The sequence below is a fragment of the Nocardia sp. NPDC003345 genome (genome assembly GCF_053589395.1).
This window is the reverse complement of record NZ_JBSFRU010000006.1, coordinates 1-25591: the sequence shown is the minus strand read 5'-3', so window position 1 is coordinate 25591 and position 25591 is coordinate 1. Positions and strand designations below refer to the sequence as shown.

Genomic DNA, 25591 nt, shown 5'->3' with positions numbered 1-25591 from the left:
CACCCTCCGCCGGAACTGCCCCCTACAACCGCTGGCTCACCGGAGTTTCAACAGGGTCAAAGAGAGTTTGGGCCGCGCGCTCACCAGATGCACCGTTGCAGTGCTGCAGGAGTGGGCATTCACTGCACATTGTGCTCGGCGCCTTACAGAGTGTGCTGCCAAGCAGCCGGAGCGCAGCGGAGCGGAGCGGCGCATCCGGGCCCGCGCCGACCAGTCTGGCCAGATCAACGCGGCCGTCGCTCAACCTGTTAGTTTTGTCCGAGTGACTACCGGCCACACGTGCTGCAACCCTGAGAGTCGCCTGCGAGGCGAGAAGCACATCCTCGCCGGCTAGCAGTCGGAAGATTCGCTCTTGCGAGGCCTTCATCGTCAAGTGCTCGACCAGTGCCTCCGGAGCCATCCAGAGTTTACGCTTCGGCAACAAGGGCCGGAACCGCTCAAGCACTTGGCGTCCCGCCTCGGTCTGGAGCTCCTGCTGCATCCTGTCGAGCTCTTCTTTCGTCAGTCGCGCTTTGCCCCTAATCAAGACAAGCGCTCGGTCCGCGCCCTTTGGAGCGCTGGTGCGCCCCGTCAGAAGCGCTGAGACTGCGGCCACAATCGGCGTGACGTCTTCACCGGGCAATGCATGCCAGTTGGCGCCGCGTTGCTGCTGCTTCGCCCAAGTGGTGAGTGCCTGCCTAGCCTGTACCCAGCGCGACACTCCCCCGAGCCGCTCGCCGGAAGGTTCGTTCATCGAGATCGGGCGGAGCGCAGTTGCGGCGGCGCACCCCAGCAGTGGAGGAACAGCGTTGCCGATTTGACGAAACGCGTCACTGCGAGTACCGGCGAAACGGAAGCGGTCGGGGAAGGTCTGAACTCGCGCAGCCTCGCGGACTGTGAGGGTCCTCAGCTCCTGGGGATGGATATACCAGTAACCGTCCTTAGCGATGTGGGCGGTGATGGACCGGCTTACTGAGTCCCAGTCGAGCTTCTTGTACTTGTCGTCGAACGTCTCGGCCGAGTATCGCCTCAAGTCTTGGGGCAGGTCAGCATACAAAGTCGAGGCGTCCATCATTCCGAAGATCTCGCGGTCGTCGTCACGCACTGGCCTGGTCATGTGATCCCACACGATACCGCTCCGGGCACCTACTCTCATTGCCTCGGCATAGGCAGACAGACGTCGTGGCTTTCTATAGGACTGTTCGCGACCGCCGGTGGTATCGCCGAGTCCAGGGAGGTCGCCGATCGCGTCGCGCAGGGTCGGCTGCTTGCTCTGCTCGGCGGGCCACATGAAGTCCTCGACGTCTCGGCGCGCAAGGACTATGAGCCGTTTACGATGCTGGGGAACACCGTAGCGCCACGCATCGACAAGCCTGAACTCGGTGTAGTAGCCTCCACGTTCCAGTGCGTCGACCATTGTCCGAACCACTGCAAAGTCGTCACCGAGCGCCATGTCCGGAACGTTCTCCATCAGGACGGCCCGAGGCTGAACGGTCAGCGCGACATCCAGAAAGGCTTGCCACAACTCACGTCGATGGTCATGCTCCTCGCGGTGCCCAGAGACCACCAAGCTCCGGATCTTGCTGCGACCGGCACGGCTGAACGGCTGACAGGGTGGCCCACCCGCGAGGAGATCGATCTCGGTCTTATTGAGCAGTTCGACAAGATCCTTACGTTGGGATGGCTCGCTGAGGTCCAAGTCCAGGGCCAACCCAGGAAAGTTATGGCTGTGCGTTTGCACAGCTTTCCGGTCGTGATCCACGGAAACCGCGACTGTCCAACCAGCTTCTTCAAGCCCGAGACTCAGCCCACCAGCGCCGGAAAACAGATCCACAGCAAGCCGTTGTCCCGCAGCCAGCCTCTGCGCACACCACTGCTCGAAGACGTCTTTAGTGCAGCTGTCAGCATGGCGGACAAGCTTCAGATCGTCGCTGCGTTGCAGCTTGACCCCATAGATGGACACCGCCCGTACCCTTCCCTGAACACCTGCACCAACGACCACCAAGACAACACAGAGGCCGTCCTGGATCAACAATATCCGTGGCCTCCGGTGCCAAATTGGGATCTGGCACCCAGGGGCCGAAGGATAAGCGTAACGATAGTGGCGGGGGCCGACGAATATACCTGGGGCAACACGCAGGCGGTGTCACCATGGGGTCCGACCAAAGTTGGTCGATCGGTGCGCGCCAACGAAGCTGCAGGGCTCCTCCGTTAGTAATCTTGGCCTAGGAGGATTCGGAATGCGTCGACGGTCGTCGGACCGACTCGCCGCGGAGAGACATGTGTTGTCAGATGGCGAGTTGAGATGAATAACGTCAGCTACGAGAACGTCGACCCGGATCCAGCCGGCAGAACAGCCTTACCGAGGCCGCCGGACATGCCTACCGAGCTTGACGATGAGCCGAATGCCGCTGCCGCGGTTCGTAGTTACCCCTCAGGATCAGAATCGACGCTTGAGGCCTCGGGGAAGGTGCACTCCGGCAAAGCCATAAGCGAAGCCCTCAGTGGGGCGCGGCGTTTGTGGCCGATCGAGCATACTCTGCGAGCGGAAACGTGACCGACTACGAGGTAGTCGAACCTCGCGCGGAGTCGTTGGTGGAGTCGCTTCGCGCGTTCGGGTACGCCACCGAGACTGCAGTGGCGGACCTAGTCGACAACAGCATCACAGCCGAAGCCACCACGGTTGACGTCCGCCTGCGCTGGGCCGGGAAAGAGTCGTGGATCACGATCGTCGACGACGGTCTCGGGATGGACGCCGAAAGGCTCCGGGAGGCGATGCGGCCAGGCACGACAAGTCCTTTAGCGCCCAGAAATGCAAGCGATCTCGGGCGGTTCGGGCTCGGCCTAAAGACTGCGTCATTCTCGCAGTGCCGACGGTTGGTTGTCATGTCGGCGACCGCGACATCGTCTTTGGTAGCCCGGACGTGGGACCTTGACCATGTCGTCCGGGTGGGTGGCTGGCAGCTGCTGACGAACCTGATGCCCGAGGACCGGGCGCTATGGGACGAGCTGCGCGGTGACCAGACAGGAACGGTGGTGCTGTGGCGACAGCTGGACCGCCTTTTTGGTTCGCCAGATCCGCAAAACGAGCAGGCAGAGAGGCACTTCTACGCCATCGCTGACCGAGTTGCCAGGCACCTCGGGATGATCTTCCATCGATACGTCACGGGTCCCGGGAAGGTCACCATACGGGTGAACGGCAGGAACATCGCGCCGTGGGACCCATTCCTTGACTCTCATGAAGCAACCCAGGTGGTCACGGACGAGTCACTGATGTACCGGGGCGTGCTGCTCAGCGTCAAGTCGTTCGTCCTCCCGCATGTGAGCAGATTAACTCCTGAGGAACACGTCGCCGCCGGTGGCCATCATGGCTGGGCTTCCCACCAGGGGTACTACGTCTACCGAAACCGACGACTGATCGTGTCCGGAAGCTGGCTCGGGCTCGGGTTCCGGCGGGAGGAGCTGACCTCACTGGCCCGGATCCGGCTCGACCTACCCAACCACATGGACACCGACTGGCAGATCGACGTCCGCAAGTCGGTGGCACGCGCGCCGGGCGCCTTGGTGTCTGAGTTGCGACGGATTGCAGAGGTCGTTCGAATGCGGTCGGCGAACGTCTACCGGCAGCGCGGCAGAGTACTTCAGCGCGCGGGTCAAGGTGAGGTGGTCCAGGCATGGCTGCAGGTCGTGCGCGGCAAAAAGATTGCCTATCAGATCAACCGCCAGCACCCGCTTGTAGCCGCGCTACTACGGACCGAGGGCGGCGGCGAGGTAGAGGCAATGGTCAGGCTATTGGAGGAGACGGTTCCAGTTCCTCTGATCATCCTCAACCACGCGGACAGGCCGGGTCGGCAAGCGGCACCGTTCGAGGAGGCCGCTCCGGACACAGTCCGGTCGGTGCTGACCGATGTCATCCAGGCAATGATCCGCGCAGGAACATCCGGCAAGGAAATTCTCGGTCGGCTGTTGACAATGGAACCGTTCTCTGACTTCCCCGACCTCGTTCGGGAGGTCTGTACACGCGAACTCGGTCAGGAGATGGCATGAACCCCGACCACCGCAAGGCGATGGAGATCGCCTTGACGTTGCTCGATTACACGGACGATGTCACAGCGAGCGATGTCGGACAGGCGGTCGACAAGGCTTTGCTTGTCGTGGGGCAGGCAGAAATCGACGTCGGCAAGTTACGAAGGGACGTGGAGAGCCGGTGTAACATCTGGCTTCCGCCCGAGCAGGTTCTCAACGGTAAAGAAGACCACGTGCCCTGGCTCGACGACGCCAGGGATGAGATCGAGTGGAACTTCTGGGAACGATACCGGCGGTATCTAAGCCGGAAGGGCAGGGCACCAGCGCAGATTCGCAGTATCAATCAGGTCACTGATCGGATCCTGGACTCGTTCGAGAAGCCGGACCGGCCCGGCAGATGGGACCGTCGTGGGATGGTTGTCGGCCAAGTGCAGTCCGGCAAGACCGCCAACTACACAGGCGTCATCTGTAAGGCCGCGGACGCCGGCTATCGACTGATCGTCGTGTTGGCTGGGCTGCACAACAGCCTGCGCAGCCAGACCCAGCACCGCTTGGACATGGAATTCCTCGGGTTCGACACCAGAAGTAACCGCAGCTACGACCAGAGCAACGCCAAAGTTGGTGTCGGGACGATGAAGGGGAAGTTCCTCCACGTCCATTCCTTGACCAGCAGCGACGAGAAGGGCGACTTCCAGGTCAAGGTGGCCAAGCAGGTCTGGCTCAACGCGGGCGGCAGCGACCCGGTCATTCTGGTGGTCAAGAAGAACGCTTCTGTCTTGCGAAACTTGCACTCGTGGGCGACCCGGCTGAATCAGGAACTCGACCCGGAGACCGGCCAGCAGATTGTCCGTAATGTTCCATTGCTGGTTATCGACGATGAGGCCGACAACGCCTCAGTGAATACCAAGGCTCGGCCGACCGACGAGAATGGGCAGCCGATCGACGACTACGACCCGACCAAGATCAATGGGCTGATCCGGAAGCTGCTGCGGACGTTTGAGAAGTCCGCGTACCTCGCCTACACCGCAACCCCGTTTGCAAACATCTTCATCGATGCCGACGAGAAGACCGATACGTACGGCGAGGACCTGTTCCCACGCAGCTTCATCATCAACCTCCGGCCCCCGAGCAACTATATCGGCGTGAACGCGGTTTTCGGGCTAGACAGCGACGTGAACTCGGGCATCGAAGGCCAGTCCGGCCTGCCCATCATAAGGACCTTCGACGACCATGAAATGTGGCTCCCGAACAAGCATAAGAAGGACGCCATACCGGGCAAACTGCCGGCATCGTTGCTGAACGCGATCAACGCGTTCCTGCTCGCCACGGCTGCACGTCGGGTTCGCGGTCACGAAGACCACAATTCGATGCTGGTGCACGTCACCCGCTTCACTGAGGTTCAGGCGTTGGTCCGCCGTGCGCTGCTTGATCATGTCGACCTGATGCGCCAGCGTGTGTGGCATGGCGATCCGAATAGCCCTGATTCCCCTTGGCACGCGCTGGAGTCCATGTGGCGAGCCGACTTTGTACTGACTACCGAAGCGCTGCTGCGGAACCCGGACCTGACATCGGAAGTCGGCGCGGGGATCGATTGGGCGCAGATCCGTGCTGCGCTTCCGAGTGTGCTCGACGACGTCGAATTGCGCGTGCTCAACGGAAAGTCCGAGGACGCCCTGACGTACAGCGAGGCCGACCGGCCACTCACCCTGATCGCGATCGGTGGAGACAAGCTCTCCCGCGGTCTGACCCTCGAAGGGCTGACGGTTAGCTACTACCTGCGGGCTTCGAAGATGTACGACACGCTGATGCAGATGGGCCGATGGTTCGGCTATCGACCCGATTACCTCGACCTGTGCCGACTGTATACAACCAACGAACTCGCCCGCTGGTACCGTGACATCGGTCTGGCCAACGAGGAGCTACTACGCGAGTTTGAGTACATGGCCGCGCTCAGGAAGACGCCGCAGGAGTATGGGCTTCGCGTCCGGGCACATCCGGACGGGCTGATGATCACTGCCAGAACTAAGATGCGAAACGGCACCGACGTCGACATCACCTTCTCTCAAACCATCAGCGAGTCGATCACATTCGAGACGGACGCCGACGTGCTCCGCAACAATTGGGCCGTAACCGAGCGTCTGGTCGGCGCCATAGGCGCTCCGGCAGCCCGCCGAGGCGCTCTCGGCACTATCCGGTGGGACAACGTGCCTGCGTCTGCCGTGCTGGACTTTCTGGACGGATACCAAGCGTCCGACGTCGCAACCAAGGCGCAGCCGCGAGCTTTGGCCGAGTACATCCGGACGTTGTTGGCTACGAGCCAACCGGAGCTCACCACCTGGACAGTGGGGCTCGTGTCGGTCGCCGGCGACGACAGGAAGACTGACAAGATTGGCGATCACGAGGTCGGCTTGGTCCAGCGGGCCCTCCACCTGCCAAAAGAACGTGTGGATGACGGCGCCGAGTACAAGGCTGGTCTGCGAGCAGGGAACGACCGTTACGTAATTCGTCGCTTGGTCTCGCCCAGCGACGAGCAGATGGACCTCTCCGACGAAGAGGTCGAACAAGCCTTGGAGATGACCCGGCAGGCCTGGCAGTTGGACCCGAAGACTAGAACGATGGAGCCCAGTGTGCCCGGAGGGCTCTCCATCCGTGATGTCCGCTCGCCGACTCGCGGACTGCTCTTGCTGTATCCGCTTGAACCCGACTCCTGGATGGATACCAGCCTCCCGCCCGTTGGGTTCGCCCTCAGCTTCCCAAGGAGCCGAACCGCGAAGACCATCAAATACCGGGTGACCAACCTGTGGTGGGACCAAGAGTTCGGTATCCAGGGCTCCGACGGGGAGCAGCCATGAGCGCGGTGCCATCCAGCACGGATCTCGAAGAGCTCTGGGCAGAACTGGACAACCCGCCGGGCGACCCGGTATTGGCAGGTCGGCGGGTTCGGCGGGTACTGGCAGACAGTCCGCACCACTGCTTCATCGGCGTGCAGTATCCAGCCGCACGACGGGTTTTCTTGGTGGTCACCAATAACGTTCCGGCCAACGCGGCGAACGGGTTGGTGGTCACTTCTGGTGTCGTGGTCGAGCCAGGCAGCCTTCCGGACTATGGGATAACTCTGGATCTCGTACTACGGGCAGGTACGTACGCGGACATCTTCACGGCGTTAGTGGCCGACCTGCTCGCTAGCCTCTCGCAGGTTACTGCCGAAACGGGCAGCGCGGTGTTGGAGCGGTTGGGTGAGTGGCAGAGGATGCTGGCCGGTATTAGTCCAGACGGGCTGTCACGGGAGCAGCAACGTGGGCTGTTCGGCGAGCTGCACACCCTGTCTGATCTGTTCCTTCCGACATTAGGTCCGGATGCGGTGTACGCATGGACCGGCCCCGACCAGCAATTACAGGACTTCCAGTTCGAGCAGGGTAGTGTAGAGGTCAAGACCGTATCCGGAAACGACGCCAACCGGGTACGGATCAGCAACGAACGACAGCTGGATAACACCGGCCTCGGATCGCTGTTCCTTGTTACGCTGGCGCTCGACGCCCGCCAGGGTGGGCGTGGGATGTCTCTTCCTGAACTTATTCGCCAAGTGCGCAGTCAGACAACCAACTTCGGCGTCGCAGGCGAGCTGGAGCGGCGGCTGGTACGCGCCGGTTACTTGGATACCCAGAGCCGGCTTTACGAGGACCGACGATACGCGCTGCGCCGCCGGACAGTCCACCGGGTGACCGACGGCTTTCCCCGGATCACCGAAGAGACTAAACCTCTCGGGGTGTCCGATGTCGTATACACCGTCGACCTGCTCTCTGCTTCACAATTTCTTGTGGGCAATGACGATATGATCTCCGCCCTGGAGAAGAAATCATGACTGACACCGACATCGGCCAGTTCGCTGAAACACTTCAGCAGGACCTCCTCACAGAGGCCAGTGTGCCCGGCGCGGAGCGGAGCCTACGCGACGTTTTCCTTGAGCGGATGGTCGGTGAACTTGCAGACGTCGCCGAGTTGGAGGGCGGGGAGGCCTGTTTCCACCAAGCCCGCGGTGAGGAAGTCTCCGGCTACGACATCAGTAGTGATGGCGAAACGCTCGACCTGTTCGGCGTCGTGCTCAGGCAAGTAGCACCGCCCGCACCCGTCGGCAAATCAGACATCGAGACCTGTCTCCGTCGGTTGCGGGGCTTCCTCGAGAAGGTGGCGCGCAACGGTGCCGCCGGACTTGAGGTCGCTTCGCCCGTGTTCGACATGGCACAGAGCATCAACCAAGCGATGCCGGAACTTACCCGCGTGCGGCTCTGGGTCTTCACCGATGGTGCAGTCACCACCAGGAAGGACGTGACTACGCCGGAGTTCGGTGATGTGCCAACGTCGGTCCAGGTCTGGGACGTGGTGCGGCTGCACCGACTGGTGACCTCGGGACGGCAGCAAGAGCCCGTCCACATTGATTTCGTCGAACGGTTCGGTGCGCCAGTCCCATGCTTGCCCACCGATCTCGACGAGCAGGGATGTCACACGCTACTGGCCATCGTTCCCGGCGCCGTGCTGAAGGAGATTTACGCCACGTACTCTGCCCGCCTCCTCGAACTCAACGTGCGGTCATTCCTGCAGGCAAGGGGTAAGGTCAACCAAGGCATCCGAGATACCATCCTGAACGAGCCCCGCCGATTCCTTGCCTATAACAACGGCATCTCCGCAACCGCCTCCGACGCGGAAATCGTGAGGACGCACGAGGGCGGCAGTGCGATCACTAGCCTGAAGAACCTGCAGATAGTCAATGGCGGCCAGACCACCGCGTCGCTGTATCACGCGGCAACCAAACACAAGGTGACGCTGGACGGGATACATGTCCAAATGAAACTCACCGTAGTCCCCCAGGATCAGCTCACCGAGATAGTCCCACTGATCTCCCGCTACGCCAACAGCCAGAACACGGTACAAGAGGCAGACTTCAGCACCAATCACCCCTTCCACGTCGAAATCGAACGCCTTTCTCGTTCGGTTTGGGCACCGGCCACGAACGGCAGCCAGAAACAGACCCGATGGTTCTACGAACGTGCCCGCGGCCAGTACCAGAACGATGTGGCCAGGGCAGGCACGCCGGCCAGACAGAAAGCATTCAAGGAGACCCATCCACCAGCACAGAAGTTCGTCAAGACAGATCTAGCGAAGTTCGAATTAGCCTGGGACGAGGCTCCACACGCCGTCAGTCTCGGTGGTCAAAAATGCTTCGCCGAGTTCGCGCTACGTCTCGCTCAGCATCCGGAGCAAGACCAGAAACCGGATCGACGGTACTTCGAACACCTTGTTGCGAAGGCAATCCTATTTCGGCACACCGACAAGATCGTCGCCAAGACATTCCGGGAAAACTGCGTAGAGGGATACAAGGCGCAGGTCGTCGCCTACGCGGTGGCGCTGATAAGCAACCGTACCGGCCGACGCCTCGATCTTGACTTGATCTGGCGTACACAACAGGTACCGGAAAAGCTTCTCAGCGAAATACCGACCCTAGCCCGAATTCTCAGATCCTTCTTCAACAAGGCACCCGGCAACATCAGTGAATGGGCCAAGAAGCCAGAGTGCTGGGAGAAGGCCCGTGCCCTACCATGGAAGCTTAGCGATGTAGTTGTCGCCCAGCTCACCACGAAGGACCCGCCCCTGGGCGTCAATTCCGATATCAGGCCCGAAAGCCGATCCGGCTGAGCTGCCCGCGTGTTCAGTTGGCCAAGCGGGGAGCCTGCATCGTACGCCCCGAGCCGATACTTACTGTCTCCTGACCCATCGGTAACGGGTGATCGCCGGAACCGCAAAAGGCGGGACTTCTGGCTGCTCACACGGCACAGCGCTGGCGACAATTCCCCACCTCGGACAGCGACTGCCTCGTATTTCTTGACTGGGAGCAGCCTGCCATTGACCTGATCACTTGAGCGAAGGGTTCGCATCATTCGAGGTCGCGGAGCCAACCCAGGGGATTCAGCCAACATTTCCATCAGTAGGTGACGATGCAATATCCGAAATGGTCAGAAGAAGAGCTCATCCTTGTCTGCGATGCAATGATGCATCTTGACTGGAAACAGATTCGCGCAAGCAACCCGCTCGCAACCGAACTGTCGAATCTGCTGCGTCGCCGTGCGAGCCGAATACACGGCGACGTCGGCCCACAGTTTCGGAGCGTCGGGAGCATCTCACGGAAGTCGGAGGACATCCGGACGGCTTGCGACGATTACACCGGCACGAAGACTCGGGGAGGCAGGTTGGATGCCGAGATATGGCGCAGGTTTGTCGATTCACCGGAGAAGATGCATTGGCTGGCAGTCGAGATCTGGGAAAGGTATGCCTCAGCCGAGCAAATTCCGGCGCCCCAAAGCGCGCCGAACCGCCGTCTGGATACCGCCTTCCCTACACCGAACCTTCCGTGGGGAGGAAAGGTCGACAGTTCGCGGTGGTCGGAAATCGGCCTTGCCGGCGAACTGGCCCTCGTGAATCTTCTGGCAGCTGCTGCACCTGAGCTATCCGTAAACCATGTCGCTGCTACCTGCGACGGCCTCGGGTATGACATTGCGGTTTCCGGCAGAGCCCAAGGACACCTGGAGGTCAAGTCGACCACTCGGCAAACCGGCCTCACCCTCTATCTCAGCCGTAATGAGTACCACGCCCTGCACCGTGTCCCCGACTGGGAACTGGTCGCTGTGCGAATGAATTCGAACCATGAGCCGACAGCGGTCGCGACCGTGCCGAACGACTGGATATCCGATCAGGTTCCCGCCGACCGAGGTCCCTACGGGCGTTGGGAGTCCTGCCGTTTGATCGTTCCCCCGCATATACCGGTCCCGGGAATCTCGAGGCTCGGGATCGCGTCGAGCGCCGACACCGCGGGCAGGCTGCTGAGTGGCGCGAGCGAGTGGGTCGGTTGAAACTACGTGCATAACTGAATGCCTGCGGCAGTCCGTACATTAGAAGTTCCGGTCGACGCCGGTCAGAGGTTCAGGTACAGCCGTTCACAAGGGAGACGCTGGAGGTCGATCGGGCTCTCGGACAGGATTGCAGCTGTGTGGCTGCCGTAGCGCGCCGTCCACTCGTCTAGAAACAGTCGCGCGGCACTGGGGTGAGCTCGATATTCGAAGCGTAGACCGTGCAGAAAAACTGTGAGACAGACATCGACGCGATCGCGATCATCTCGACTGCCGGTCATCAGCGCACTTGGCTGAGGCCGGTAAGCAACCGTTCGAGGATTGCAAGGGATGGCATCGTTCCCGACTTGCCCCGTTCGGCGGGTGGAAACGCAATGCCACGTGCGGCGGCACGTTCGCGAGGGCTACGGGTGGCGGGGATGACCTTGCCCGCTTCGACCAAGCGTGCGAAGGCGGCCGCCTTGCGGGGACAGTCCAATGGGTTGCACGTCCGATGTGCCTGCATGGTGCTGTGCGCGTCGCTGATTCGCAGGCGGGTGCAGGGTTCGCCGTGCCAGATCTCCGGCAACCAGTGGGGAGCTTGTGACGTACTCCTGGCGCCTGAACCGGCCTTCATCCAAAGCTGTCCCGGGCACACCGTCATGAGGTCGCAGCTGTCGCAAACGCGACCGGGGTGATTTTCGAGATGAGAGAGGTCGGGGACGATCAAGGTCGCCGTGTTCGTAGCGCGGATGATGTCGAGGACATGGCCGATCGGATCCGGAATGGAGTCGGGGTCGATTCGCACGATATAGATCAGCGTGTGGCCCTGGCGCCGAGCCAGTAGCCGCATCGCTTCAGTGTGGTGAACCTGATTCGACGAGAGCTCCGTTCGGAGGTAGCCGATCGCGCGGGGTCGGTCGGGATGCATGCTTCCTGTCGAATGAGTCATATCTGCGGCGCCTCGGTTCGGTCGGATATGTGGAATACGTTCGGGCACTGTCTGTTCGACTCCGGCGTGGCGGAGCAGTGTTCATGACACACTTCGAACGGCCCGATGTCCCACCGAATCGGTGCCCCCGAACAAGGTTCTGCATAGAACCAGGAAGCCAACCGTGCGAGGTGGGAGGCTTTCGTCGCATCGGTGAATCCCGAATCCCCGAAACGGAGGATGAAATGCCCGAAGACCCCGGCGGTACCGGATCGACGCTGCCTCGGCGCCAACTCGGAAGGCACCTGCTGGAGTGGCGGACCCGTGCCGGTTACACGCAAGCCAAGGCCGCCCAGCTCTTGGAAATGGGGGCAACCAGCCTCGGTCGACTCGAGAAGGGAGAGAACTCACGCATCAAGACCCGAGATATCCAGGCCGCCTGCGACCTTTACGGGGTCCCGGAAGATCTGACCTCAGCCCTGGTGGGGCTCGCGAAACAGGCGAACGTGAAGAACTGGTGGCACCAGTACGGAGATCTGATCCCGAAGGACTTCGATGTCTACGTAGGCCTGGAAGCGGCTGCCACGAAAATCCTCTCTTATCAACCAGACTTGGTGCCCGGGCTGCTTCAGACCGCTGACTACGATCGCGCTTTGGCGCAGGAGCAGCGTCCAGATGACGATTCCGTACAACAGGACGGCCGTGTCCAACTCAAGATGCAGCGCCAGAGGATCATCACCCGCCGTACTCAGCCGGTCGCACTGGACGTGGTGGTCGGAGAGGCTGCACTTCGGAGGACAGCAGGAAGTCCTGGTGTAATGGCTATGCAACTTCGGCATCTGGCCGATATGTCCACCCGAGACAACGTCGATCTGGCCATTCTCCCCTTCACTGCGGGCTTCCCCGGAGGGCTTTCCATGCCTCCGTTCGTAGTCCTCCTCTTCGGTGAGTCGGCTCCCGGTGAACCAGTGGAGCCGCCGGTCGTTTTTCTGGAGGGGGTCGTCGGCAACATGTACATCGAGGATCGAGACGATGTAGCGAAGTTTCTCCGGACGTACGATCTCATCAGAGGTAGGGCGATTGCCGGGCTGGATAGCCGACAAGCGCTCAGAGAGTTGGCAAGGGAGCGGTAAAGGTGCGCACTGACCTATCGGATGCGAGCTGGTTTAAAAGCAGCTACAGCCAGCACGGCGGCGAGTGTGTGGAGGTCGCACACACCTCCGACGCGGTCGGTGTTCGAGATTCGAAGAACCTCAACGGTTCCGTGCTTGTTTTCGCGCCGAGCACGTGGGAGGCGTTCCTCCGGGCAGTCTCGGCCGCTGGTTGACCCGACGACCGGGGCCCAGACCGGTCTCCAGGAAAGGCCTCACGGGTTCGGGAGTTTCTCCACGATCCGCAGCGTGACCTCTTCGAGCGCGGCGGCATCGGTGCCGTGGACGGAGACCATCGGTTCCAAGCCGCCCGAGGATGAGTCGGAGTCGGAGTTCAGCTCCGGCCCGACTACCGCGTTGTATGTCCTTTGGCCGTCGCCGCCGTCGTAGAGGTAGACGGGGTCTCCGGCGACGGTGAACACGGCCTGCCTGGATACGAAGGAGAGGACCGGCTGATACTTGTATTCCACCAGGATCTCGTCACCGTGGAACGTGAAGCCGCAGGTCCACAGGGTTTGGTTCACGGCGAGGACGGCACCGTCCGTTGCCCTGGGCACAGCGCACGGGTCCTGGCCGGTGAGCGCGGTGACCACCGTGTCGGGTGAGGTGCCGGTAGCGGGTTCGGCGGCCCACTGGCGGAGTGCGGTGGGTAGCAGCTGTTCGATGATCGGGCACGGATCGGTGCCGGGCTGCGTATCGGCCTGTAGGAAGAAGTGCGCGGTCGATGGGTATCGGACCGTGGCCGAGCAGCTGCGGCTGGTGAGTTGTGCCGGATCGACGCCGGGCCGGGTATCGGCATCGGATACCGTCCACACCGTGGCGTCGCCGACCTTTTTCGTTGTGCCATAGGGCATTTCGGATTCGGGAGCGGGTTCCACGGCCACGCTCCATTTCACTGTGGTCTCTTCGGACGGTGTCGCGGCCGCCGTGGCCTCGCAGGCACCCGGACCCGATGTGCGCACCGAGAACTCACCCACCTGCGCCAGGTCCTCGGCCGGCAGCAGGGCGCAGACGTCGAGAGCGCGGGCCCGGGTCCGGACCTGCTGCGACTGGATATCGTCCTGCGGGACGGTCAGCCACAATGCGTCCGTTCCGGCAGTCGGCGATTGCGGTTCGGAGCTGCATCCGGCCGCGGCCATCAGGACGACGGCCAGTGCGGACCACCGCATGCCCCGCCGGGTCCGGCGGGGTAGTGAGAGCGACGACATGTTTCCCCCTGAACTCTGGGCAGCCGGATCAACACTGTGCTCGACGGGCACAGTCGGCGGCTGTCCCGACCCGGCGGCCCATCGGACTGCGGCGGGTCCCCCCGTGGCGGTCTCCGCGGAGGTTATCAGTGCCGGCAGCGGCCGGCTGGGGGCGATGTGGTCGGCCGATGCATCGGTGATCGAGATCGGGCGGGCGTCGGCCGGGCAGCCGGTAGAGTTCGGCTCGGTTCACAGACGGGGAGGTTCGATGCTCGAGGTTGCGCATCTGGTGCGCCGGTTCGGCGAGAAGACAGCGGTCGACGATGTGACTTTCGGTGTCGAGCCGGGGGTGCTCACCGGGTTCGTGGGGGGCAATGGCGCGGGTAAGACCACGACCATGCGGATGATCATGGGTGTGCTGGCCACGCACGGCGGCGAAGTGCGCTGGAATGGCCGGCCGGTCACCGTGGCCGATCGGCGCGGCTTCGGGTACATGCCCGAGGAGCGCGGGTTGTATCCGAAGCAGCCGGTGCAGGATCAGCTGGTGTATCTGGGTCGGCTGCGCGGACTTTCGGCCGCCGAGGGGCGGCGGCGGACCGCGGAACTACTCGAACGGTTCGGGCTCGGAGACCGGGCGAAGGACAAGCTGGAATCGCTGTCGCTCGGCAATCAGCAGCGGGTGCAGATCGCGGCGGCGGTGGTGGCTCAACCGGGCGCACTGATACTGGACGAGCCGTTCTCCGGACTGGATCCGGCGGCGGTCGATTCGATGGCGGAACTGCTGGCCGAATACGCCGCGCGGGGGGTGCCGGTGCTGTTCTCCTCACACCAGCTGGATCTGGTTGAGCGGCTGTGCGATCGGCTGGTGATCCTCGCGCAGGGCCGGGTGGTCGCCCAGGGTTCGGCGGCGCAACTGCGGGAGACCGGCGCGCTGCGGTATCGGCTGCGGGCGAGCGCCGACACCGGCTGGTTGAACGAGTTCACGGGGGTGAGTGTGATCGAGCGGGACGAGTCGGGGGTGCTGCTCGAGCTGACCGGCGCGACCACCGACCAGGTGCTCACCGAAGCGCTGGCGCGCGGGTCGGTGCGGGAATTCGCCGAGGTGCGGCCGTCGGTCGCCGAGATCTTCCGGGAGGTGACGGCATGACCGGGACGACTGCGGGCCGGGCACGGCCGGGCGGCCGGGCGGACGCCGCCCAGCGGGGCGTGTGGCGGATCGTCACGGAACGGGAGGTCATGGTCAAGCTGCGTGACCGCAACTTCCTGATCTCGACGGTCGTCACCATCGTGGCCATCGTCGCATCGCTGGCCATCAGCGGTTTCCTCAGCGGGCGCACCGAAACGATCGAGATCGCCGTGACCGGGCCGGACGCGGGCCGGGTGGTGCAGGCGGCCGACGCCCTCGCCGATACGGCCGGCGGTGATGTCACCTTCACCGGCCGTCCGGTGGCCGACCTCGCCGCCGTCGAACAGCAGGTGCGTGACGGGGAGGTCGACGCGGGCCTGGTCGCGGAACCCGGCGGCTGGTGGCTCCTCGGCAAGGATTCCGAGAACGAGGACGTCGCCACCTACGTGACCACCGCCGCGCAGCAGCTCGCGCTGCAGCGCAATGCCGAGGCCGCGGGCACCTCACTCGACGAGCTCGGTCGTGGCGGTGGGGTGCATTACGACGTGCTCGACGAATCCGCGGTCGACCCCGGCTTCGCCCGCATCATGACGGTGGTCTTCGCGTTCCTGTTCTATGTCGCCTCGCTGCTGTTCGGCATGTCCATCGCGCAGAGTGTGATCGAGGAGAAGCAGAACCGGATCGTCGAGATCCTGGCCAGCGCGATTCCCCTGCGGCAGCTGCTGATCGGCAAGATCGCCGGGAACACTCTGATGGCGTTCGGGCAGCTGGTGCTGTTCGCGGGTGCGGGTCTGGCCGGGTTGGCGGTGCTGGGTAATACCGATCGCATCGCCGGGATCGCCGGTGCGGCAGGATGGTTCATCGTGTTCTTCGTCGTCGGGTTCCTGGCCCTGGCCAGCCTGTGGGCCGTCGCCGGTTCCCTGGCGACCCGCAACGAAGACCTGCAGTCGACGTCCACCCCGCTGAGCATGGTGATCATGCTCGTCCTGTTCCTCGGCATATTCGCCACCGGTACCGCGCAAACCGTGACGTCCTACATCCCGATCGTCTCCATCGTCACCATGCCGGCCCGCCTCGCCGCGGGCACGGCCGCGGTATGGGAGCCGTTCGTCTCCCTCGCCGTCATGGCCGCGGCGGCCTACGCGATCGTGGTGGTCGCGGAACGGATCTACCGCCGCTCACTGATGCAGACGCAAGGGCGCCTGACCTACCGGCAGGCGCTCAGCGTCGAGGACTGACGGTTACGGGGCTACTTGTCGATGACCTGCGTCCCACCCGCCGCATTGTCATGCCACCCCTGCTTCGTCGGACTGGAACTGATCGTGAACGCGATCGCGATCGCCGCGATGAACCACAGCAACCCGCCCACCCACGGGATCAGGTTGAGCAGCATGTAGGCGTTGCGGACCGCGGTGTCCCTGAGGCTGGGTTTCGGGGCGCCGCCCGATCCGTTGACGTGCAGTCCGAGGAGCATCTTGCCGGGGGTCGCACCGGAGGACATCTCGAACACGACGAAGTACAGCCAGCCGAATCCGGCGCCGGGCAGCACCGAGACCCAGTCGGGCAGATCCCAGACCACTCCCAGGAGCCAGAAGAAGATACCGCCGATGATGCCGGCGATGATCCAGTCGACGAACCTGGCCACCGCGCGTTTACCGAGACCGGCGGGCCTCACACTGGCCGCCGCCGTCTGGCCGTAGGCCGGGTCGAATCCACCTGTGGTCATCACGCCTCCTAGCGAACGCTGTGCGGCTCATTTGCCGAGCAGGTGCTGATCACGGCATCTCGATCTTCGAGCATGGCACGCGGGCGAGGCGCGCGCAGGGGCCGAAACCGATTCGTATCCATCCTGAGCTGCATGTTCAACATGGATCCGCCGTACGGACCCGATTGGCGCCCTGGTTGTCGACCAGGAATCAGACTGTTTGCCACATGGTGACGGCGACGGCCGCGAGCCCGTCCAACCGGTCACGGGGGACGCCGTCGCGGGCCTGCTGGGCGATACCGCCGAGTACCGCCATCACGTAGCGGGCGAGACCGTCGGGGGTGGGGGCCGCGACGGGTGGGTCGTCGGCGCGGATCTTGGCGGCGACGAGTGCGATCTTCTGCTCGCGGACCTCGTGCACGACCTCGCGGACGCGGGGGTCGTCGGTGCCGGCGTCGCCGCTCACGATCAAGCAACCGGCGGGGAGGCCGCGACGGGTGTAGCGCTCGGGGGCCTCGGTGAAGAGGCGGGTGACGGCGCGGCGGGCGTCGGGCTCTTCGGTGAGGGCGGCTTCGATGAAACCGCCGTAGGCGCGGTCGTAGACGGTGACGGCCTCGGCGAACAGGCGCTGCTTGTCGCCGAACGCGTTGTAGAGGCTGGGTGCGGCGATACCGAGGGCCTCGGTCAGATCACGGACCGAGGTCGCCTCGTAGCCGCGCGTCCAGAACAGGCGGATCGCGCCGTCGAGCGCGGCATCACGGTCGAAGGAACGTGGCCGGCCTCGTGTCGTCGCTGCCATGAGCACATTTTATAGCGATCGTTCAAGAATGTGCTACCTTCCTTTCTGTAACGATCGATAAAGAAAGATGAGTCATGACAGCTCTGGCAGGCAGGACAGCATTGGTGACCGGCGCGGGGCGCGGAATCGGGGCGGCGATCGCGCTCCGGCTCGCGGCCGACGGAGCCCGGGTCGGGGTGCACTACGGGCGCAGTGCGGAGGCGGCGGAGAAGGTTGTCGCGCGAATCCACGAGGCGGGTGGGGAGGCGTTCGCGTTCGCCGTGCCGCTCGGTGCGGACGGCGATGCCGAGGCGCTGTGGGAGGCCTTCGACGCGCATGCCGAAGGCCTGGACATCCTGGTCAACAATGCGGGCATCCTCGGTGCGCCGGTTCCGTTCGCCGACCTCACCCGCGAGGCCTACGACGAGGTGTTCGCCGTCAACACCACCGCGCCGGTGTTCCTCGTGCAGCGGGGGCTCGGGCGGCTGCGTGACGGGGGCCGGATCGTCAACGTGTCCACCAGCCTCACCCATGGCCTGCGTCTCCCCGATCTGCTGTCGTACACGATGTCGAAGGCCGCTGTCGACGCCTTCACCGCCCTGATGGCCAAGGAACTCGCGCCGCGCGGGATCACGGTCAACGCGGTGGGTCCGGGCGGAGTCGACACCGATATGAACGCCGCGCGTCTGGCGACCGCGGAGGGACGGGCGCAGCTGGCGGCGCAGTCACCGTTCGACCGAGTGGCCCGCCCGGACGATATCGCCGATATCGTGGCCTTCCTCGCTTCCGGTGACGCCCGCTGGGTGACCGGGCAGTGGATCGACGCCAGCGGCGGGGCGCTGGTCTGATGCCCGCCGCCGTCTGGATCATCGGCTTCGCCATCTTCGCCCAGGGCACCAGTGAGCTGGTGCTCGCCGGGATCCTGCCGGAGCTCGCGGCCGATCTCTCGATCACCATTCCGCAGGCCGGGCTGCTCATCTCGGGTTTCGCGCTCGGCATGCTGGTCGGTGCGCCGGTACTGGCCGCGGCGACCCTGCGCGCGCCGCGGCGGCGCACGATGCTCGCGTTCCTCGCGGTGTTCGTGGCGGCTCACGCGGTGGGCGCGCTGACCGACGATTACGCGGTCCTGTTCGCGACCCGATTCGTCGCGGCCTTCGTGTACGCGGGGTTCTGGGCGGTTGGCGGGGCGACGGCGATCTCGCTGGTCGCGCCCGACCGGCGCGGGCGGGCGATGAGCATCGTGGCCGGTGGTCTCACCGTCGCCACGATTCTCGGACTGCCCGCCGGGACCTGGATCGGCCAGCACCTCGGCTGGCGCGGGACCTTCTGGGCCATCGTCGTGCTCACCACGCTCGCCGGGCTGGTCGTCGCGGCGCGGGTGCCGGACCTGACGCCGGACGACCCGCCCCGCGTCCGGACCGAGCTGCGAGGTATGGCGAACAGCAGGCTCTGGCTCTCCTATTCGCTGACCGCCGTGTCCACCGCGGCGCTGCTGGGCACCTTCTCCTACCTCGCCGCCATGCTCACCGAGACCACCGGACTGGCGCCGGGGTGGGTGCCGCTGGTGCTGCTGACCTATGGGGTGGGGGCACTGCTCGGCGTCGGTTTCGGCGGTTCGCTCGCCGACCGGTACCCGCTGGGGGTGCTCTTCTTCGGGTTCACCGGGCTGCTGGGGAGCTCGGTGCTGATCGCGGTGACCGCCACCCACCTGGTCCCGCTGGTTGTGGGGGTTTTCCTGCTGGGGCTGACCGGGTTCGGTACGAATCCGGCGCTGAACTCCCGCGTCGTCGGCATCGCCCCGGCGGCGCCGACGCTGGCGGTCGCGGGCAACACCTCGGCCTTCAATGTCGGTATCAGCGCCGGGCCGTGGCTCGCCGGTATCGCCCTGACCGCCGGTCTCGGCTACCCCGCCGTGCCCTGGATCGGCGCCGGCCTGGCAGCGGCCGCCCTCGCCCTGGTCGGTGTCGAGGTCGCCGCTGCGCGGGCCGGGCGGGATCGGGCGCGGTCACGCCTGCCGGGCCGCCAGGCTCTTCTTCGAACGGCGGACCGCCCACAGCATCACCAGCACGGCCAGTCCCGTCAGCGGGTAGCCCATGGCGATCCGGGCGAAGGCCAGCCAGCCGGTGTGGTCACCGTCGTAGAGCCACTGCTGCACCACGAACCGGGCCGCGAAGACGGCCACCAGGGTCAGGGTGGCGATATCGTAGGCGCGCAGCGACACCCGGTCCGCACGCCATGCGTTACCGGCACTGTTGAGCGCGTTCCAGACCAGCCCGACCAGCGGGCGGCGCACCACCACCGTGAATAGCACCAGCACCGCGCAGATCAGGCTCTGCCAGATGTTCAGCAGGAAGAAGTCCTTGGCCGAACCGGTCCAGTAGGCCACGCCCGCCGCCACGGCCACACCGAACAGGCCGGACACGGCGGGCTGGACCGGTTCCCGGCGCAGCAGCCGGAACACGGCGAGCGCGGCGGCGAAGGCGACGGCGCTCCAGACGCCCGCCGAAAGGCCCCCGACGGCATTGGCGATCACGAAGACCACCACCGGAAGCCCCGAGTAGATCACCCCGGAGGGGCCGCCCATCTGGTCGAGCATGGTCGGTTTCGGTTGTTGTTCAACGGTTTCCGCCGGAGTTTCGGTGTCCGCGTGGTGGTCGGTGGGTCGGCTGGTGTCGGTCATCATCGTGCGTCCTCCCGGGGCGCGGCGGGTCGGTCCCGCCACGCGCTTCCTGTCGTTCGCTGTCCTGATCCAGCAGACACTGTGCCGTTACGGCACAGTCAAGGGAACCGGATGAGCCGCAGCCCTTTTCGCGCCCCGCGATACGAATACACACGTTTCGACCTGCGCATTTCGGGATATTGCGAGGAGCCCGGCTATCCGCGCAGGTTGCGGTCGAACAGGGCCAGCAGTTCGCGATAGTGCCGTTCGGCGGAGTCGGCGTCGTAGGCGGCGGTATCGGCCTGGGTGTAACCGTGTCGCGCGCCGTCGTAGATCTCGGTGCGGTGGCGGATACCGGACACCTCGAGGGCCTTGTCGAACCGTTCGAACTGCTCCGGGGCCTTGCGTACGTCCTCCTCGGCGTGGGCGAAATAGAGTTCCGCCGTGAGGTTTCCGACGAGCAGGTGCGGGCTGTCCGGGTCGTCGGTGACCAGCGGTCCGCCGTGGAAACCGGCCACCGCCGCCACCCGGTCGGGGAAGCCCGCCGCGACCAGCACCGCCAGCCGCGCGCCCATGCAGTAGCCGGTGACCCCGACCTTGCCGTCGGCCACCAGCGGCGCCGTGGCCAGCCACTCCAGGTACGCGCCGGCGTCGGAACGCATAAGGTCCGGTGTCAGGGCGCGGATCATCGGAAAGACCTGCTCGAAGATCTCCGGACGCGCTGCCGGGTCGATATGGCCGGGCAGCTCGAGCACGGGTGCGGGGCCGTGCCGGTAGAAGGCATTGGGCAGCAGCACGGTGTAACCGTGCGCGGCGATCCGGTCGGCCATCGCCCGCAGGCTCGGCCGCAGCCCGAAACCGTCCTGGATCAGCAGCACGCCGGGGTGCGCGGCGCCGTCGCCGGGGTGGGCGAGGTAGGAGTCGGCGACACCGTCGGGGGTTCGGATATCGACCGAGCTACCCTGGACTTCCGTCATCGAGATCCTCCTGTGGTGCCGACTGTTCTCGAACATAGTTCCTATCGTGATTCGCCCGGGATACCGGGGGTACAGCGCCACCAGCGTGTAGTTCGTGTGTAACCGTCGCCGGACGAAGGAGCACCCATGGCCACCCTCCACTTCACCGAGACCACGACCGCGACGCCCGAACAGTTCGTCGCCGCACTCACCGACTTCGGGCCCGGGCGTGCGGAGCTGTTCGGCAACAGCACCGATGAATACCTCGAGGTGCACAACCGCGGCGCCACCGATGCCGACGTCACGGAAGGGTCACGCGGGATCTGGGAGCGCCTGCACTACGACTGGTCGGACCCGGGCCGGGTCGTCATGACCACCACCGATTCCAATCTGTGGGGTGGGCGCTCGGGCCACACCTACACCTTCGCACCCCGGCCTGACGGTAAGACCGATATCGACATCGTCGTGGTGCGTGAGGGCAAGAACCTCAAGGGCCGGGTGCTGGGCGCGGTGGTCGGCAGCGTCGGCCAGGGGGTCCTGAAGAACATGTTCCGGAAAACGGTCGACGCCGTGGAAGCCCGCAACCGCGGCACGAACCGGCCCTGAGAGGCCCCTCGGGCCCGGCATGGCCACGGGGAGAACCGGGGCCGCCCTGCTCATTGCAGGAGGGTGAGGATCACCGCCAGCACAACCGCGGCGATCGCCAGCGTCCCGCCGACCAGCCCCACGACCCGCACCACGGTGTTCGCGGTTCTGCCCTGGCGCTCCTGTGGGGTGAATCCCGCGGCACCCCGGTGATAGAGGGTGTAGGGGACGGCGTAGTGGAACAGAACCGGCCCGTTCGTGGTGTCGATATCCAGCGTCGCCTTGCCCACCCGCCAGAACGCGTACTGCGACCACAACTCGGCTCGATAACGGCCGGGCGGCAGCGAGAAATCGTTGCGGCCGGTGGTCAGCACATAGCGGTGCCCGGGAGCGAACTCGACCAGCGTCGGCAGGACGGCCGGACGGGCAGCGGCGCGTGTTTCGCTGAGCTCGACACCCACCGTCACCGACTCCGATTGCGGCAAAGGCTCATTCATCGAATCTGGATACTAAGGCCGAATCCGCGGACTGTCATGACAGTGGGTGCGCTGGATGGAACTCCGCGGCCCGCCGCCGGATCGAACGGGTGCTATGCCTTCCGGAGCGCCGGGGGATGCCAGCGGCCGTCCAGTACCTCCCGATGCGGGGCGTACAGGCGCATCGTCACCCCGAGCGGCCCCCGGGGAGCCGGTAGCCAGTTGGCTTCGCGGCCGGGGCCGGGATGGGTGTGCTGGAGATACAGGTCCAGTGAGCCGTCGGAATCGAAGGACAGCGGATCGCGGTCACCGATGGCGAAGCGATCCAGAGCGTTGGCGACCTGGAAACCCTGCTCGTCGTACATGGTCACCGACCAGAACGCCGCCACCGGCGGTAGTTCGTCCTTCTCGAAGTGCAGGACGTAGTCGTGTTCGCCGGTGACGGGGTCGCCGTCGGCGTCGGCGAGCAGCAACGGGTACACCGCGTCTTCGGGGGGATTGGCGCCGAGCCCGACCATCGTGACCAGTGCGCGTTTGAGGTAGAAGTTCCCGTACACGCCCATCGTCTCGGTATGCGTGGTCCAGCCGTTGGCCTTGCTACCCAGCGTGGCCACCGCGGTCTGCATGGCCTCGAAGGCGTCGGCGCGGCCGGATTCGATCTCGGCGCGCTGATCGGCGGTGAAGCGGTCGCGGTCGAAAGGCCGGCCCGCGACGATACCGAGCCGGACGAGGCGGGCGAGAATCGACTGGTCGGTGACGTGCGGCGGGATCGTGACGAGGAGGTCGGCCGCGTACGCGAAGTAGTCCAGCGCACTCATGTCGTGGACGAGGGTGAGCGGTTCGGTGGTGGTGTCGAAGCCGGGGTCCGGGGCGCGTCGGGCCGGTTGCCCGAGGGCGGTGACGGTGTAGCCGTCCTGGATCGCGTTGACCGCGGGGTAGTCGGCGGGCCCGTTGGTCTGGGTACGGCCGATCACCCAGACGTAGGGGGTCGGCGCCGGGATGACCGTGGCACCGCTGGGCAGCGGACCGGAATGGCCCGGGGCGGTGACCACGAAATCGGCGGCATCGGTCCCGGTAGTACGTTTGCCGGGGTTGGCGAAGACATCGGTCCACATATCCAGCATCGGCAGCATGTAGTAGCGGTCGCCGGTATCGGGGGCGTGTACGACGACCGGGCCCGCGGTCAGATCCAGCCAGGCCGACGAGTACAGCGTGTCGAAGTTGGGCCGCACCACCGCACGGAAATCCGCGGGCGGGAACTCGCGCATATGGTGGAACTCGTTCGGCGGGCCGAACAAGGGACGGACACCGGCCGGGGTGCCGGTCTGCTGGCGGCGGCTGATATCCATCGTGACCAGTGGATAGAAGTACAGGGTCGCCTCGTAGCTCAGCGTCCGCAGATCATCGGACAGGATGCTCACGGCCTCGCGCCTCCCACCGGTTCGGGCTTACCCCTGGGCCCGGGTTCCGCCGTTCCACGGACAGGCCCGCGGCTGACGGCGCAATCCTCCCGGAGACCCCTCCGGCTCCGCCTCACACGTTCCGGGTGAGGCGGAGCCGGCCGGTCGAGCTCGACCACGCGGGCCGGGCTCGGTCAGACGGTCACGCCGACGAGCTGCTGATAGTTCGTGTTCCGGGCGGCCAGCTCATGGTGCGGACCACTGTCGACGATCCGGCCGCCGTCCAGGTACACGACGGTCTCCGCTTCGCGAATCGTCGAGAGCCGATGGGCGACCACCAAAAGGGCGCATTCCTTGCGCACGATTCGAATGGTTTCGTTCAACGCCCGTTCCGTCCCGGCATCGAGCATCGCCGTGGGCTCGTCCAGCATCAGCAGTACGGGTCGACGGATCATGGCGCGAGCCAGAGCCACCCGCTGGCGTTCACCCCCTGACAGGAACACACCGTGCTCCCCCACCGGAGTCTCGAGACCACGGGGCAGTCGTGCGACGACATCCGTCAGCCCGGCGAGTTCGATCGCGCGCCGGAGATCGTCCTCGGCGATGCCGGGGTGGCGATAGGTCAGATTGTCTCGAAGGCTGCCGAACAGCAGCGGCGAATTCTGTTCGAGCAAACTGATCTCCGAACGCCACTCCCGGCGAGACCGGTCCGCATAGGAGCGGCCCGCCAGCAGAATATCGCCCTCGTCCGGATCGAGGAACCTGCTGATCAGCGAGAACAAGGTCGACTTGCCGGCACCCGAATGCCCGACCAGCGCGATATGACCGCACGCCGGAACCGAGAACGTGACGCCGCCGAGGATTTGTCTCTCGTCATAGGAGAAGCGCACATCGCGGAATTCGAGCGCCGGGTGAGCGTTTCCCATCGCGGGTTCGGCCGTAGCGCGGGCCGGTCCGCCGACCTGCGGATCGGCGGAAGGCGAGGTTTCGGTGACATCCTCGACCGGCAGTCCGAGTGTCGACTGGATCCGGCTCAGCGCACCCAGCGCCTGCTGGAGCCCGACGGACCCGTTGAACAGATCCCCGACCGGCATCAGCAAGTTCATCGCCAGCAGCATCATCGACACCAGGCTGCTCAGCTCCATCCGGCCGTCCGCGACCCGCACACCACCGACCAGCAGGGAGACGACGAAGGAACCGGTGACCGCCAGATGCATCGCCGGATTGCCCAATGCCTTCAACCGGGCGGCACGGACCCCGGCCGTATACGCCTCGCGCGCCAGCCGGGTCAGATGGGCGTGCTCACGCTCCTCGGCGTTGTTCACCTTCACCGTGCGCACCCCGGTGAGGGCACGCTCCACATCCGCGGAGAGCGCACCGACGCTCTCCTGCAAATCGGTCGAGGTTCTTTCGATCCTCGTCATCACCAACAGCATCGCGAACGCGGCGATACCCACAGTGGCGAAAACGATGCCGAACAGCAGCCAATCGATGTAGATCATGACCGCGACGGTGCCCACCAACGTCACCGATCCGGTCATGATCTGGACGAGGCTGCTTCCCACCGCATTTCGAATCACCGTCGGATCGACGGTGATTCGCGAGATCAGATCACCGATCCGGAGCGAGTCGAGAGTCGGGATACTCAATCTCAGCAGATGCCGGGACAGTCGGTTCCGCACAGCGAGCAGCACGGATTCGCCGGACCGCTCGAGCACGTACAGTCCGCAGGTATCGGTGACGGCGTGCAAGAG

Annotated in this window: 21 protein-coding genes and 1 pseudogene; 12 read left to right on the top strand and 10 right to left on the bottom strand. The window is 64.7% G+C overall.

Annotation, left to right across the window (positions count from 1 at the left end; translation table 11 throughout):
- Positions 1-22: 22 nt before the first annotated feature.
- The gene (locus tag ACWDU1_RS01630; protein ID WP_449994930.1) at positions 23-1942 is read right to left on the bottom strand and encodes a DNA cytosine methyltransferase; all 1920 of its coding nucleotides are present in this window, start codon (positions 1940-1942) and stop codon (positions 23-25) included.
- A 590-nt stretch (positions 1943-2532) separates the two neighbouring features.
- Here ACWDU1_RS01630 and ACWDU1_RS01625 point away from each other — a divergent pair.
- The 5 genes from ACWDU1_RS01625 (at position 2533) to ACWDU1_RS01605 (ending at position 10907) form a co-directional block, all read left to right on the top strand.
- Complete coding sequence (locus tag ACWDU1_RS01625; RefSeq protein WP_449994928.1) at positions 2533-4026, top strand: ATP-binding protein; 1494 nt, start codon at positions 2533-2535, stop codon at positions 4024-4026.
- Positions 4023-6857: a Z1 domain-containing protein gene (locus ACWDU1_RS01620; protein ID WP_449994926.1), complete on the top strand. Its 2835-nt coding sequence runs from the start codon at positions 4023-4025 to the stop codon at positions 6855-6857. The genes ACWDU1_RS01625 and ACWDU1_RS01620 overlap by 4 nt, the downstream gene beginning before the upstream one ends.
- On the top strand, positions 6854-7867 hold the full coding sequence (locus tag ACWDU1_RS01615; RefSeq protein ID WP_449994925.1) for a PD-(D/E)XK motif protein: 1014 nt from the start codon (positions 6854-6856) through the stop codon (positions 7865-7867). The genes ACWDU1_RS01620 and ACWDU1_RS01615 overlap by 4 nt, the downstream gene beginning before the upstream one ends.
- The gene (locus ACWDU1_RS01610; RefSeq protein ID WP_449994923.1) at positions 7864-9696 is read left to right on the top strand and encodes an AIPR family protein; all 1833 of its coding nucleotides are present in this window, start codon (positions 7864-7866) and stop codon (positions 9694-9696) included. The genes ACWDU1_RS01615 and ACWDU1_RS01610 overlap by 4 nt, the downstream gene beginning before the upstream one ends.
- Positions 9697-9989: 293 nt before the next feature.
- Positions 9990-10907 carry a hypothetical protein gene (locus ACWDU1_RS01605; RefSeq protein ID WP_449994921.1) on the top strand — a complete coding sequence of 306 codons (918 nt, stop codon included), beginning with the start codon at positions 9990-9992 and terminating at the stop codon, positions 10905-10907.
- Between the two features lie 277 nt (positions 10908-11184).
- Here ACWDU1_RS01605 and ACWDU1_RS01600 read toward each other — a convergent pair whose 3' ends face one another.
- Positions 11185-11736 (bottom strand): hypothetical protein, encoded by a 552-nt coding sequence (locus ACWDU1_RS01600; protein ID WP_449994919.1) that lies wholly within the window; start codon positions 11734-11736, stop codon positions 11185-11187.
- A 323-nt stretch (positions 11737-12059) separates the two neighbouring features.
- Between ACWDU1_RS01600 and ACWDU1_RS01595 the strand changes: the two genes are divergently transcribed.
- Both ACWDU1_RS01595 and ACWDU1_RS01590 read left to right on the top strand, forming a co-directional pair.
- Entirely contained in the window at positions 12060-12947 is an 888-nt protein-coding gene (locus ACWDU1_RS01595; RefSeq protein ID WP_449994917.1) for a helix-turn-helix domain-containing protein, read from the top strand.
- 2 nt (positions 12948-12949) lie between these two features.
- The gene (locus ACWDU1_RS01590; protein WP_449994915.1) at positions 12950-13141 is read left to right on the top strand and encodes a DUF397 domain-containing protein; all 192 of its coding nucleotides are present in this window, start codon (positions 12950-12952) and stop codon (positions 13139-13141) included.
- A gap of 39 nt (positions 13142-13180) precedes the next feature.
- Here ACWDU1_RS01590 and ACWDU1_RS01585 read toward each other — a convergent pair whose 3' ends face one another.
- On the bottom strand, positions 13181-14134 hold the full coding sequence (locus ACWDU1_RS01585; protein WP_449994913.1) for a hypothetical protein: 954 nt from the start codon (positions 14132-14134) through the stop codon (positions 13181-13183).
- A gap of 286 nt (positions 14135-14420) precedes the next feature.
- Here ACWDU1_RS01585 and ACWDU1_RS01580 point away from each other — a divergent pair, with 286 nt between their 5' ends.
- Together ACWDU1_RS01580 and ACWDU1_RS01575 are read left to right on the top strand one after the other, a co-directional pair.
- Complete coding sequence (locus ACWDU1_RS01580; protein ID WP_449994912.1) at positions 14421-15299, top strand: ABC transporter ATP-binding protein; 879 nt, start codon at positions 14421-14423, stop codon at positions 15297-15299.
- Positions 15296-16516: an ABC transporter permease gene (locus ACWDU1_RS01575; RefSeq protein WP_449994910.1), complete on the top strand. Its 1221-nt coding sequence runs from the start codon at positions 15296-15298 to the stop codon at positions 16514-16516. Before ACWDU1_RS01580 ends, ACWDU1_RS01575 begins: the two co-directional genes overlap by 4 nt.
- Positions 16517-16527: 11 nt before the next feature.
- Here the strand turns inward: ACWDU1_RS01575 and ACWDU1_RS01570 are convergent, their stop codons facing one another.
- Together ACWDU1_RS01570 and ACWDU1_RS01565 are read right to left on the bottom strand one after the other, a co-directional pair.
- The gene (locus ACWDU1_RS01570) at positions 16528-17004 is read right to left on the bottom strand and encodes an RDD family protein (protein ID WP_449994908.1); all 477 of its coding nucleotides are present in this window, start codon (positions 17002-17004) and stop codon (positions 16528-16530) included.
- A gap of 190 nt (positions 17005-17194) precedes the next feature.
- Positions 17195-17782 (bottom strand): TetR/AcrR family transcriptional regulator, encoded by a 588-nt coding sequence (locus tag ACWDU1_RS01565; protein WP_449994906.1) that lies wholly within the window; start codon positions 17780-17782, stop codon positions 17195-17197.
- A gap of 74 nt (positions 17783-17856) precedes the next feature.
- Between ACWDU1_RS01565 and ACWDU1_RS01560 the strand changes: the two genes are divergently transcribed.
- Both ACWDU1_RS01560 and ACWDU1_RS01555 read left to right on the top strand, forming a co-directional pair.
- On the top strand, positions 17857-18609 hold the full coding sequence (locus ACWDU1_RS01560; RefSeq protein WP_449994904.1) for an SDR family oxidoreductase: 753 nt from the start codon (positions 17857-17859) through the stop codon (positions 18607-18609).
- Positions 18609-19670 (top strand): annotated as a pseudogene (locus ACWDU1_RS01555) (Cmx/CmrA family chloramphenicol efflux MFS transporter); the annotation flags it as partial. The gene ACWDU1_RS01560 and the pseudogene ACWDU1_RS01555, both read left to right, overlap by 1 nt.
- Before the next feature lie 96 nt (positions 19671-19766).
- Here the strand turns inward: ACWDU1_RS01555 and ACWDU1_RS01550 are convergent.
- Together ACWDU1_RS01550 and ACWDU1_RS01545 are read right to left on the bottom strand one after the other, a co-directional pair.
- Positions 19767-20444, bottom strand: a complete 678-nt coding sequence (locus ACWDU1_RS01550) for a DUF3159 domain-containing protein (protein ID WP_449994902.1) — start codon at positions 20442-20444, stop codon at positions 19767-19769.
- A 191-nt stretch (positions 20445-20635) separates the two neighbouring features.
- Positions 20636-21397 (bottom strand): dienelactone hydrolase family protein, encoded by a 762-nt coding sequence (locus ACWDU1_RS01545; protein WP_449994900.1) that lies wholly within the window; start codon positions 21395-21397, stop codon positions 20636-20638.
- A gap of 126 nt (positions 21398-21523) precedes the next feature.
- Here ACWDU1_RS01545 and ACWDU1_RS01540 point away from each other — a divergent pair, with 126 nt between their 5' ends.
- Entirely contained in the window at positions 21524-21982 is a 459-nt protein-coding gene (locus ACWDU1_RS01540; protein ID WP_449994899.1) for a hypothetical protein, read from the top strand.
- A gap of 50 nt (positions 21983-22032) precedes the next feature.
- Here the strand turns inward: ACWDU1_RS01540 and ACWDU1_RS01535 are convergent, their stop codons facing one another.
- The 3 genes from ACWDU1_RS01535 to ACWDU1_RS01525 all read right to left on the bottom strand — a co-directional run.
- The gene (locus ACWDU1_RS01535) at positions 22033-22458 is read right to left on the bottom strand and encodes a hypothetical protein (protein WP_449994897.1); all 426 of its coding nucleotides are present in this window, start codon (positions 22456-22458) and stop codon (positions 22033-22035) included.
- Positions 22459-22550: 92 nt separating this feature from the next.
- A complete protein-coding gene (locus ACWDU1_RS01530) occupies positions 22551-23858 on the bottom strand; it encodes a DUF1254 domain-containing protein (RefSeq protein WP_449994895.1) in 1308 nt (435 codons plus the stop codon).
- A gap of 173 nt (positions 23859-24031) precedes the next feature.
- The coding region (locus ACWDU1_RS01525; RefSeq protein ID WP_449994893.1) for an ABC transporter ATP-binding protein at positions 24032-25591 on the bottom strand (1560 nt) is incomplete at its 5' end.